The 11,866-nt window shown below is 69.9% G+C and carries 6 protein-coding genes, 1 tRNA gene and 1 pseudogene; 6 read left to right on the plus strand and 2 right to left on the minus strand.

The features are described from left to right. Positions 1–168 precede the first annotated feature (168 nt). Both IH09_RS38580 and IH09_RS40475 read left to right on the plus strand, forming a co-directional pair. Positions 169–1,172, plus strand: a pseudogene (locus IH09_RS38580) (IS5 family transposase). A 102-nt stretch (positions 1,173–1,274) separates the two neighbouring features. Then, positions 1,275–2,477: a tyrosine-type recombinase/integrase gene (locus IH09_RS40475; RefSeq protein WP_052861890.1), complete on the plus strand. Its 1,203-nt coding sequence runs from the start codon at positions 1,275–1,277 to the stop codon at positions 2,475–2,477. 88 nt (positions 2,478–2,565) lie between these two features. On the opposite strand, the gene IH09_RS35575 is transcribed toward IH09_RS40475, so the two are convergent. Further along, positions 2,566–2,653 (minus strand) — tRNA-Leu (locus IH09_RS35575). A gap of 589 nt (positions 2,654–3,242) precedes the next feature. Next, positions 3,243–4,838: an aldehyde dehydrogenase family protein gene (locus tag IH09_RS35580; protein WP_052861891.1), complete on the minus strand. Its 1,596-nt coding sequence runs from the start codon at positions 4,836–4,838 to the stop codon at positions 3,243–3,245. Positions 4,839–5,229: 391 nt separating this feature from the next. Between IH09_RS35580 and IH09_RS35585 the strand changes: the two genes are divergently transcribed. From IH09_RS35585 to IH09_RS35600, 4 genes are all read left to right on the plus strand, one after another. After that, positions 5,230–6,912 carry a thiamine pyrophosphate-binding protein gene (locus IH09_RS35585; protein WP_052861892.1) on the plus strand — a complete coding sequence of 561 codons (1,683 nt, stop codon included), beginning with the start codon at positions 5,230–5,232 and terminating at the stop codon, positions 6,910–6,912. 12 nt (positions 6,913–6,924) lie between these two features. Next, positions 6,925–8,181 (plus strand): formyl-CoA transferase, encoded by a 1,257-nt coding sequence (frc, locus tag IH09_RS35590; RefSeq protein ID WP_052861893.1) that lies wholly within the window; start codon positions 6,925–6,927, stop codon positions 8,179–8,181. Further along, the gene (locus IH09_RS35595) at positions 8,181–10,334 is read left to right on the plus strand and encodes an acetate--CoA ligase family protein (RefSeq protein ID WP_052861894.1); all 2,154 of its coding nucleotides are present in this window, start codon (positions 8,181–8,183) and stop codon (positions 10,332–10,334) included. The genes frc and IH09_RS35595 overlap by 1 nt, the downstream gene beginning before the upstream one ends. Before the next feature lie 108 nt (positions 10,335–10,442). Continuing rightward, complete coding sequence (locus IH09_RS35600) at positions 10,443–11,837, plus strand: OFA family MFS transporter (RefSeq protein WP_052861896.1); 1,395 nt, start codon at positions 10,443–10,445, stop codon at positions 11,835–11,837. Positions 11,838–11,866 lie beyond the last annotated feature (29 nt).

Genomic DNA, 11,866 nt, shown 5'->3' on the forward strand with positions numbered 1-11,866 from the left:
TCGCATGGTCACTATGGCGAAGAAAGACCCAAGCACGAGCCCGCATCAGCCATTACCAACGCAGAGGGCATCACGGAGTGTCGTTGCAGTACTAGGGCCTGTATCGAGTCGTGATCAGTTTGCCGGATCCGCCCTCGTTCAGAGGGTGGATCCGGTAGTCCAGTGCACATGACGCGTGCGCAACTGACGGACGAGGAGTGGGGGTTCGTCGAGCCGTATCTGCCGGTCGGTGAGTACGGCCCGTATCCCGAGCGGCTGCGGCAGCAGTTCGAGGGCGTGATCTGGAAGTTCCGCTCGGGAGCGCAGTGGCGGGAGATGCCGGACCGGTTCGGTGCCTGGTCCACCGTGCACAACCGGTTTCGGCAGTGGCGGGACGCCGGTGTCTTCGAAGCGCTGCTGGAGGGAGTGATCGCCGAGGCGGCCGAGCGGGGCGGGGTGGACCTGTCGCTGGTCAGCGTGGACTCCACGACTGCCCGGGCCCACCACGACGCGGCCGGGATGCGCCTGGAGGAGGGCGTCCTGGACGCGCTGGAGAAGGCCGCCGTCGAGGCGGAGGCAGCCCGGCAAAAAGGGGCAGTGCGGAGGAACAAGACGGACAGGATGGCGTCTGCGATCCCGGCCAGGGCGAACGGCGGCGTGTCCGGCGACGGCGCAAGCTCCGCTTGAAAGCCGCTCTGCTCGGGCGCTCGCGAGGCGGACAGACCAGCAAGATCCACTTGGCTGCCGACCGCCGCTGCCGGCCCCTGGCTCTGATCCTGACCGCCGGCCAGGCCGCGGACAGTCCGCAGTTCATCCCAGTGCTCGCCGCAGTGCGCGTCCGCGGGCCCGTCGGGCGCCCCCGCACCCGACCGGACGCAGTCGCCGCAGACAAGGCGTACTCCTCTCGCAACAACCGCGCTCACCTGCGCGAACGTCGGATCAAGGCAGTCATTCCCGAGAAGAAGGACCAAGCCGCCAACCGGAAGAAGAAGGGCCGACACGGTGGCCGGCCCGTCACCCACGACGCCGAGCTCTACAAAGAGCGCAACATCGTCGAGCGCCTGATCAACAAACTCAAGGCATGGCGCGGGATCGCCACCCGCTACGACAAGACCCCCGAGAGCTACCTCGCCGGAGTCCACCTCCGCGCCTCCATGATCTGGATCAAGGACCTCACCAGAACCACTCAGTGATCACAACTCAATACAGGCCCTAGCCGAGTGGCAAAGCGCGGCAACGGGCTCGGTGGGACTCCGGTGGAGATCCCGCGCACGGGCCGACCGAACACCTGGGGCGTGCGTACGCCCCTGCACTTCAACCCGGCGACGGGCAGGAAGGAGCGCTACTGGATAGGGCGCGAGCACAAGAACAAGACCGAAGCGGAACGGGCGCTGCGCAAGTGGCACACCGACCACGAGGCAGGCACCCTCATGCCCCGCTCCGACATGACCATGGGGCAGCTCATGGACGGATGGCTTGCCAAGCATCGGGGCGAGGACACCACGAGGGAGGGGTACGAGCCGAAGATCCGGCTGCACATCAAGCCGCACATCGGCAAGGTCAAGGTGGTGGAGGTGACGGACGAGCGGCTCGACGAGCTGTACCGGCTCTTGGAGGCCGCGCCCATCGAGGCCAACGGCAACAAGCCGCTCGGCCCCAAGAGCGTCCGCCACATCCACAACATCATCTCGGCTGCGCTGGACTCGGTGACCGGACCGAGGAAGCTCCTCACGGTCAACCCGGCCCACACTGCCAACCCGCCCACGGAACGTCAGATCAAGGCGGCACAGCCGGACTTCCCCACCCTCAACGATCACGAGACGACGCACTTCCTCAATGAGATATGGAAGCCGTGCGGCAACCGGGCGTGCGACGACGGACTGACCCACCACTGCCTTCGGGACGCCCCGCTGTGGACCGCCTACGCGGCCACCTCGTGCCGCCGCAGCGAAGTTCTGGGATGGAAGTGGTCGCTCGTCCACTGGGATGAGTGCGCCATCGAACTGGGCTGGGTCGTGGTCGAGGAAGGCAACACGTACCGGCTGCGCAAGCTCACCAAGGACGGAGACGACAACGCGATCATCTACGTAGACCAAGCCCTGATGAACATCCTCAAGCGGCAGAGGGAACGCCAGGACGCGGAGCGGGAGCGCCTCGGGGATCTCTGGGTGGACCATGACCTCGTGTTCGCCCGCGACGGCTTCAAGCTGTACCGGGGCGAGGCAGGCGGACCACAGGACCCCGAGAAGGTGTCGGCCCGCCGGCGCACGGCACGCAACCGCCTGCACCTGCCGGACAACTTCCGGCTGCACGACTGGCGGGCATCGAAGATCACGAACGATCTCGACAACCACGAGAACCCGGTAGAGGTCTCGGCCAACGCCCGGCACCACTCGCCGGGCTACACCATGGCGCGGTACGGCAGGCGCCGCGCTGAGGGAGCAAAGAAGCTGGCCGCTTCCAGTGCCAGCCGCCTCGGCCTGTCATCCCTGGTCTGACCAGGAGATTCGCTCGGCTGTTGGTCACGTGGTTGGTCACGCCACAGCCGGAGAAACAGAAAAACCCCAGATCAACTGGGGTATCTGCTGGTGTCCGAGGGGGGACTTGAACCCCCACGCCCGATAAAGGGCACTAGCACCTCAAGCTAGCGCGTCTGCCATTCCGCCACCCGGACCAGGTGTGGCCTTCGCGGGGTGTTCCCCGCGGCGACATGGATAACAATACCAAGGTTTCGGAGTGCCTTTCACCTGCGTATCCGTCCGGCGCAGCGCCCCGCCCACCGGTGATGGCGGCGAGATCGCCAGCCAGTAGGAACAGCTCGGACCACGGGTGTGCTCGCCGATGGCGGCCGCGACGGATGGGGGGCGTTCTGGCGGCGGGTGCGCCCCCCGCCTCCCGGTCCGCCCCCCGCCGCCGGGCCGTCGACCTGCCGCGATGCGCGCCGGAGCGGCGGTGGGAGCCGGTGGTGGGGGCCAGCGCTGGAAGCCGACGGTGTGAGCCAGCGGTGCGGCACCGTACGCCCTCTGTCACAGACGGTGGAACGTACGGTGCCGACAGTGGCCAGGCGGCCGGTCCATCCCCCCTCAACCCTCCCCCTCCGCCCCAGGAAATCGCCCGACGCGAATACGGATGACGGACCTCGGCCGGGACACACGGGAGGAAGAGAGACGGGCCCATGGCACAGGACCGGGAACGGACCAGGCCCGTAGGCAGCCCGCCGGCGCGGCCCGGTTACGCGGCGGCCAGGACCGGCTACCGCACCGCTACGGCATCAGGTGGTAGTCCGGGAAGTTGCCCGGCAGGCGCTCGCCCGGCGGGCCCTCGGTCACCGCGTGGACCAGGAGGTCGCCGCCCACGAAGGCGCCGCGCCAGGAGTTGCCGAAGCCGCCGAAGAGTTCGTCGCGGTCGCCTCGGGAGCGGGGGGTGCCGTGGCCGATCTTGAAGGCGCGGATCTGGGAGGCCAGGCGCTCGTACGTGTCCTGGTCGTCGCAGGAGAGGGTGGCGACCAGGGCGCCGTTGCTGGCGTTCATGGCGGCGAGGAGTTCGGCTTCGGTGTCGACTGGCACGATGGTGTCGACGGGGCCGAAGGGTTCGGCGTAGTGGAGGGGTGAGGAGGGAGGCGGGGAGAGCAGGGCGGTCGGGGGGAAGTAGGCGGAGGTGTCCTGGGAGGGGAGGAAGTGGCCGTCGTCGAGGGTGCCGCGGTGGAGCGGGACGGCGCCCCGGGAGATGGCCTCGGTGGTGAGGTCGGCGAGTTCCTTGGCCTTGGCGGCGTTGATCAGCGGTCCGAAGTCGAGTTCGGGGAGCGGGTCGTCGGGGGCGGCGACCGCCAGCGGGTGGCCGAAGCGGACGCCGCGTACGGCCGGGAGGTAGGCGGCCAGGAAGTCGGCGAAGGCGGCGCGCTGGACGACGAAGCGGGGGTAGGCGGTGCAGCGCTGTTTGGCGTAGTCGAAAGTCTTGCGCAGCAGCGGGGTCAGGGACGGCCAGTCGGTGTGGTTCCAGATGCCCCAGGTGTTGAGGCCCTCCTGTTCGAGGATATGGCGTTTGCCGAGGTCGGCGACGTCGACGGCGACGCGGGCGCCGGTGTCGCGGCCGCCGACGAAGGAGACGCAGCCGATCTCGGGTGAGCGGACCAGGGCCGGGGAGAGTTCCCGTCCGCCGCCGCTGACCAGGGTGAGGGGGACGCCCTCGCGGACCGCCAGGGCGCAGGCCAGGGTCAGGCAGGCCAGACCGCCGTCGGTGGGGGTCTTGGCGATCACCGCGTTGCCGGCCAGTGCCTGGACGAGCATCGCGTGGACGAGGACCGACATCGGGTAGTTCCAGCTGGCGATGTTGCTGACCGGGCCCGGGAGCGGGGTGCGGTCGGCGATCATGCGGGCGATTTCGGCCACGTACCAGCGGACGCCGTCGATGGCGCGGTCGACGTCGGCCTGCGCGAGTTTCCAGGGTTTGCCGATCTCCCAGACCAGGAGCAGCGCGAGCAGTTCGCGGTGCTCGGTGAGGGCGTCGAGGGTGGCGGAGACCCGGGCCTTGCGTTCGGGGAGCGGAACGTGGCGCCAGCCGCGGTGCTGGTCGAGGGCGGCGCGTACGGCGTGCCGGGCGGCGTCCGCGTCGAGGCGGGGCGGACCGGCGACGGAGGTGCCGTCGAGGGGGCTGGTGGCGGGCAGCGGGGCGCCGTCGGGGTGCCAGTCGGCGGCCCAGAGGTTGAGGACCCGGTCGTCGCGGAACGCCTCGGGGGCCGCGGTGAGGCTGCGCCGCCAGGCGTCGGACCAGGACGTACCGGGTTTGAGGGTGCGGGGCGGGGCCGGCGGCGCGGGCTGTGGTGGCCGCGGGCCGGGGTGGGGTTCAGGGGTGGGTGCCATCGTTCGTCTCCGCTCTCGGTGCACGGCCGGAGGGGCAGGGTGGTGGCGCTCGGGCGGCCCCGGAGGGTCCGCGCTACTGGACGGTAGCGGTGCGCGGCGGCGCCGTGGGGCGATCCGGCGCCCGGTATGGCGAGTGTCACTCGGTGCGGTGGGCGGGACCACCGGGATGCGGCAGGCGACGGCCGGGGCGTGATCAGGTCCGCATCCGCTCCTCCACCCCCACCTCCACATCCGCTCCCCTCCTCGGTGTCATCCCCCATTGGCCTGATCGTCTTCCGCCCCCCTGGACATCGGCGGCCCGATGAGGGATAACGGGTTCATACAGTATTCGTAGACTGTATGCAATCCATCGGAACCCCGGTGGGCACCCCTGGAAGGGAAGCGATACCCCATGCCCGAGAACGCCCAGGACCTCATCTCCGGCGGGCACCTCGTCGCCAAGGCCCTCAAGGCGGAGGGTGTGGACGTCATCTACACCCTCTGCGGCGGCCACATCATCGACATCTACGACGGCTGCGTCGACGAGGGCATCGACGTCATCGACGTACGCCACGAGCAGGTCGCCGCGCACGCCGCCGACGGCTACGCCCGGATCACCGGCAAGCCCGGCTGCGCCGTCGTCACCGCGGGCCCCGGCACCACGGACGCGGTCACCGGCGTCGCCAACGCCTTCCGCGCCGAGTCACCGATGCTGCTGATCGGCGGGCAGGGCGCGCACAGCCAGCACAAGATGGGCTCGCTCCAGGACCTGCCGCACGTCGACATGATGACGCCGATCACCAAGTTCGCCGCCACCGTCCCGGACACCGCACGCGCCGCCGACATGGTCTCGATGGCCTTCCGCGAGTGCTTCAACGGCGCGCCCGGCCCGTCGTTCCTGGAGATCCCCCGCGATGTCCTGGACGCCAAGGTGCCCCGGGACAGCGCCCGCGTTCCGCAGGCCGGCCACTACCGCGCCTCGACCCGCTCGGCCGGCGACCCGGAAGCCGTCCAGCGCCTCGCCGACCTCCTCGTACAGGCCGAGCGGCCGGCGATCCTGCTCGGCAGCCAGGTGTGGACGACCCGGGCGACGGACGCGGCCACCGAGCTCGTGCGCACCCTGAACATCCCCGCGTACATGAACGGCGCCGGCCGCGGCACCCTGCCGCCCGGCGACCCGCACCACTTCCAGCTCTCCCGCCGCTACGCCTTCGCGAACGCCGATCTGATCGTGATCGTCGGCACCCCCTTCGACTTCCGGATGGGCTACGGCAAGCGCCTCTCCCCCACCGCGACCGTCGTGCAGATCGACCTGGACTACCGCACCGTCGGCAAGAACCGGGACATCGACCTGGGGATCGTGGGCGACGCGGGGGTGGTGCTGGCGGCCGTCACCGACGCCGCTTCCGGGCAGCCGAGCGGCGGCGCGGCGCAGCGCAAGGAGTGGCTCGACGAGCTGCGCGCGGCGGAGCGATCCGCGATCGAGAAGCGGCTGCCGCAGCTGCGCTCGGACGCCGACCCGATCCACCCGTACCGCCTGGTCAGCGAGATCAACGACTTCCTGACCGCGGACTCGATCTACATCGGGGACGGCGGCGACATCGTCACCTTCTCCGGGCAGGTCGTGCAGCCCAAGTCGCCGGGCCACTGGATGGACCCGGGCCCGCTGGGCACCCTCGGCGTCGGCGTGCCGTTCGTGATGGCCGCCAAGCAGGCCCGTCCGGACAAGGAGGTCGTCGCGCTCTTCGGCGACGGGGCGTTCTCGCTGACCGGCTGGGACTTCGAGACCCTCGTCCGCTTCGATCTGCCCTTCGTCGGCATCGTCGGCAACAACTCCTCGATGAACCAGATCCGTTACGGCCAGAAGGCCAAGTACGGCGACGCCCGGGAGCGGATCGGCAACACCCTCGGCGACGTGCCGTACGACCAGTTCGCGCGGATGCTCGGCGGGTACGGCGAGGAGGTCCGCGACCCGGCCCAGATCCGGCCGGCGCTGGAGCGCGCCCGCCAGTCGGGCAAGCCGTCGCTGATCAACGTCTGGGTCGACCCGGACGCGTACGCCCCCGGAACCATGAACCAGACCATGTACAAGTGAGAGGGACCACCGATGAGCAAGGCTCATGAGGCTCTGGAGAACACCAAGGCACTGACCGGTGTGCGCGTGCTCGACATGACACACGTCCAGTCCGGTCCGTCCGCCACCCAGCTGCTCGCCTGGCTCGGCGCGGATGTCATCAAACTGGAGGCGACCACCGGCGACATCACCCGCAAGCAGCTGCGGGACATCCCCGACGTCGACTCCCTCTACTTCACGATGCTCAACTGCAACAAGCGGAGCATCACCCTCAACACCAAGACCGAGCGCGGCAAGGAGATCCTCACCGAACTGATCCGCCGCAGCGACGTCCTGGTGGAGAACTTCGGACCGGGCGCGGTGGACCGGATGGGCTTCACCTGGGAGCGCATCCAGGAGATCAACCCGCGGCTCGTCTACGCCTCCATCAAGGGCTTCGGCGAGGGCCCGTACACCAAGTTCAAGGCGTACGAGGTGGTGGCGCAGGCGATGGGCGGGTCGATGTCGACGACCGGCTTCGCGGACGGGCCGCCGCTGGCGACCGGCGCGCAGATCGGCGACTCCGGTACGGGTGTGCACTGTGTCGCGGGCATCCTCGCCGCCCTCTACCAGCGCACCGCCACCGGCCGCGGCCAGCGGGTGAATGTCGCCATGCAGCACGCGGTGCTGAACCTCTGCCGGGTCAAGCTGCGGGACCAGCAGCGCCTGGCGCACGGCGCGCTGGCGGAGTATCCGAACGACAGCTTCGGCGACGAGGTGCCGCGCAGCGGCAACGCGAGCGGCGGCGGGCAGCCCGGCTGGGCGGTCCGGTGCGCGCCCGGCGGACCCAACGACTACGTCTACGTGATCGTGCAGCCGGTCGGCTGGCAGCCGCTGACCGCACTGATCGGGCGCCCGGAGCTGGCCGCGGACCCGGAGTGGGCGACGCCGGAGGCCCGGCTGCCCAAGCTCGCCAAGATGTTCCAGCTGATCGAGGAGTGGAGCAGCACACTGCCCAAGTGGGAGGTGCTGGAGCGGCTGAACGCGCACAACATCCCGTGCGGGCCGATCCTGTCGACGAAGGAGATCATCGAGGACGCGTCGCTGGCCGCCAACGAGATGGTCGTCGAGGTCGAGCATCCGCAGCGCGGCACCTTCCGCACCGTCGGCTCACCGCTGAAGCTGTCCGACTCCCCCGTCGAGGTGGACCGTTCACCGCTGCTGGGCGAGCACAACGCGGAGGTGTACGGCGGCGAGCTGGGGCTCGACGACGAGGAACTGCGACAGCTCACAGCGGATGGAGTGATCTGATGGCGGACCGGAACGAAGCCGCGGGAGACGACCGGAAAGACGTGGTGCGGGCGGTACTGGCCACCGCTCGGGCCGAGGGGCGCACGGCGCTGACCGCGCCCGAGGGCAAGGTGGTCGCGGACGCGTACGGCATCCCCACCCCCGCCGAGGGGCTGGCGGAGTGCGCCGACGAGGCGGTGGCGCTCGCCGACCGGATGGGCTTCCCCGTGGCCCTGAAGATCGTGTCGCCGGACATCCTGCACAAGACGGATGCGGGCGGGGTGCGGATCGGGCTGGGTTCGGCGGCCGAGGTGCGGGGGGCGTTCACCGCGATCGTGCACAACGCGCGGACGTACGACCCGACGGCGCGGATCGCCGGTGTCCAGGTGCAGCAGATGGTGCCCGCCGGGCAGGAGGTGATCGTCGGCACGGTGACCGATCCGACGTTCGGCAAGGTCGTGGCGTTCGGGCTGGGCGGGGTGCTGGTGGAGGTCCTCAAGGACGTCACCTTCCGGCTCGCGCCGGCCTCGGCGGGCGACGCGGAGTCGATGCTGGACGGCATCCGGGCGGCGGAGGTGCTGCGCGGGGTGCGCGGCGCACCGCCCGTGGACCGCGCCGCGCTCACCGACCTGATCGTCCGTACCTCTCAACTCGCCGCGGATTTCCCGGAGATCGCGGAAGCCGACCTCAATCCGGTGTTCGCCTCGGCGGACGGGGTGATGGCGGCGGACGTCCGCATCCTGCTGGCCGACGGACCGGTCAGGGAGCGCCGCCGCTACGGCAGGGAGGAGATCCTCACCGCGATGCGGCGGCTGATGCGGCCGCGGTCGGTGGCGGTCATCGGCGCCTCCACCGAACCGGGAAAGATCGGCAATTCGGTGATGCGCAACCTCATCGACGGCGGCTTCCCCGGCGAGATCCATCCGGTGAACCCCAAGGCCGATGACATCCTCGGGCGCAAGGCGTACCGGACGGTGCGGGATGTTCCCGGAGAGGTCGATGTGGCGGTGTTCGCCATCCCGGCCCCCCTGGTGCCCGCGGCGCTGGAGGAGGTCGGCCGCCGGGGCATCCCGAACGCCGTACTGATCCCGTCCGGTTTCGCCGAGACCGGCGAACACGCCTTGCAGGACCGGATCGTGGCCATCGGCGAGCAGTACGGCGTACGCCTGCTGGGACCGAACATCTACGGCTACTACTCCCCCTGGCAGGACCTGTGCGCGACGTTCTGCACACCGTACGACGTCAAGGGCGGGGTGGCGCTGACCTCGCAGTCCGGCGGTATCGGGATGGCGATCCTGGGCTTCGCGCGGGCGACGCGGACCGGCGTCTCGGCGATCGTCGGGCTGGGCAACAAGTCGGACGTGGACGAGGACGATCTGCTCACCTACTTCGGCGAGGATCCCCACACCCGCTGTATCGCGATGCACTTGGAGGACCTCAAGGACGGGCGGGCGTTCGTCGAGGCGGCGCGTGAGACGGTGCGCAAGAAGCCGATCGTGGTGCTGAAGGCCGGGCGGACCGGCGCCGGCGCCAGGGCGGCCGGATCGCACACCGGGGCGCTGGCCGGCGATGACGCGGTCTACGACGACATCCTGCGGCAGGCGGGCGTCATCCGGGCGCCGGGCCTGCACGACATGCTGGAGTACGCGCGGGCGCTGCCCGTCCTGCCCACGCCCCGGGGCGACAACGTCGTCATCATCACCGGGGCCGGCGGCTCCGGCGTCCTGCTCTCGGACGCGATCGTCGACAACGGGCTCCGGCTGATGGAGATCCCGGACGATCTGGACGCGGCGTTCCGGCGCTTCATCCCGCCGTTCGGCGCGGCCGGCAACCCGGTGGACATCACGGGCGGCGAACCGCCGTCCACCTACGAGGCCACCATCCGGCTGGGCATGTCGGACCCCCGTATCCACGCGCTGGTGCTGGGCTACTGGCACACCATCGTCACCCCGCCGATGGTCTTCGCGCAGCTGACGGCGCGTGTGGTCGAGGAGTTCCGGGCGCGCGGGATCGAGAAGCCGGTGGTGGCGTCGCTGGCCGGTGACACCGAGGTCGAGGAGGCCGCCGCGTACCTCTTCGAGCGGGGGGTCGTCGCCTACCCGTACACCACCGAAACGCCGGTGGCGGCGCTCGGCGCGAAGTACCGCTGGGCGCGGGCTGCGGGGCTGCTGTGACCTGACCCGCTCTCCCGGAGCACGAAGAGAGTCGGACAGGGGGCGCTGACCGGGTTCTTTCGATTCCAAGGGGACGATGTGAGCACAGACGATGTCAGCACGGACAACATGAGCACCGGGGAACGGCCGTACGCGCCAACCGTCGCGTACCGGGAAGTACGGGACGCCAAAGGGCGCGTCTACCGCATCGGGGAGACCGACCGGGACATCCTCGGTCACTCCCGCAAGCTGATGGTCTATCTGCCGTGGATCGCGATGCTGGCGATCAGCGTCTTCGAGTACGCCTACGGCTCCGCAGAGGGCACCCTGGCCCACGCGCACCACTGGTCCCAGAGCGACACCTTCTGGATCCTGAGCGTATGGGTGTTCTTCCAGGCCGGGGTGGCGTTCCCGGCCGGCTGGTTACGGGAGAAGGGCATCGTGACCGCCCGCCGGGCGATGTTCATCGGGGCGGCACTCTGCCTGGTGGGCTTCCTCTCCCTCTCCCATCTGCGCCACGTTCTCGGCGCGATCCTCGGATACGGCGTACTGGGCGGCGTCGGGTCCGGACTGATCTACGCGACCTGCATCAACATGGTCGGCAAATGGTTCCCGGAACGGCGCGGCGGCAAGACCGGCTTCGTCAACGGCGGCTTCGCCTACGGTGCGGTGCCGTTCATCTTCATCTTCAACTACGGCTTCGACACCGCCGATTACCACCGGGTGCTGGACCTGATCGGCGTCTACATCCTGGTCGTCGTGAGCTGCTGCGCCTGGTTCTTCCGGGACCCGCCGAAGAACTGGTGGCCGCACGACGTGGACCCGCTCGGCGGCACCGGCCACGCCAAGCGGACGGCCGGCCTGGACAAGAACCCGCCGGCCGTCCGCCAGTACACCCCCGTGGAGGCCCTGCGCTCCGGCATGCTGCCGCTGATCTGGCTGCTGGTGGTGCTGACCGCAGGGGTGTCGATCTTCGGCATCTCCTTCCAGGTGCCGTTCGCCAAGGAGGTCGGCTTCGGCCCGCTGGTGGCCGCGTCGTCGATGGGCGTGATGTCGGTGATCAACGGCATCGGTCGGGGTTTCGTCGGCTGGCTCTCGGACCGGTGGGGCCGCAAGACCACCCTGTTCTTCGTGATCGTGGTGCTGGGCCTGTCACAGTTCGGGGTGCTGTGGGCCGGCGACACCCGCAACCAGGTCCTCTTCCTCGTCTTCGCGTTCATCTCCGGATTCGGCGGCGGGGCCTTCTACCCACTGTTCGCGACGCTGACCCCGGACTACTTCGGCGAGAACTACAACGCCTCCAACTACGGCCTGGCCTACAGCGGCAAGCTCGTCAGCGGCCTGTTCGGCGGCGGCCTCGGCTCGATGGCGGTCGACACCTGGGGATACCGCGGCGCCTACCTGCTCGCCGGCTTCCTTTCCCTGGCGGCCGCCGCCCTGACCCTGTTCCTCCACCAGCCGGGCCGGCCCCGCATCCGCGACCTGGCCCCCAACCCCCTGCCGATCAGCCGGGAGGTGGTCTGAGGTACGGCGCGGGTGCGGCTGGTGGCGGG

It is taken from the genome of Streptomyces celluloflavus (genome assembly GCA_000720995.1).
Classification (GTDB): domain Bacteria; phylum Actinomycetota; class Actinomycetes; order Streptomycetales; family Streptomycetaceae; genus Streptomyces; species Streptomyces celluloflavus.

Coding starts and splice junctions, on each gene's coding strand:
- IH09_RS35600 (WP_052861896.1), top strand. CDS start 10,443: ATGAGCACCGGGGAACGGCCGTACGCGCCAACCGTCGCGTACCGGGAA.
- IH09_RS35595 (WP_052861894.1), top strand. CDS start 8,181: ATGGCGGACCGGAACGAAGCCGCGGGAGACGACCGGAAAGACGTGGTG.
- frc (WP_052861893.1), top strand. CDS start 6,925: ATGAGCAAGGCTCATGAGGCTCTGGAGAACACCAAGGCACTGACCGGT.
- IH09_RS35585 (WP_052861892.1), top strand. CDS start 5,230: ATGCCCGAGAACGCCCAGGACCTCATCTCCGGCGGGCACCTCGTCGCC.
- IH09_RS35580 (WP_052861891.1), bottom strand. CDS start 4,838: ATGGCACCCACCCCTGAACCCCACCCCGGCCCGCGGCCACCACAGCCC.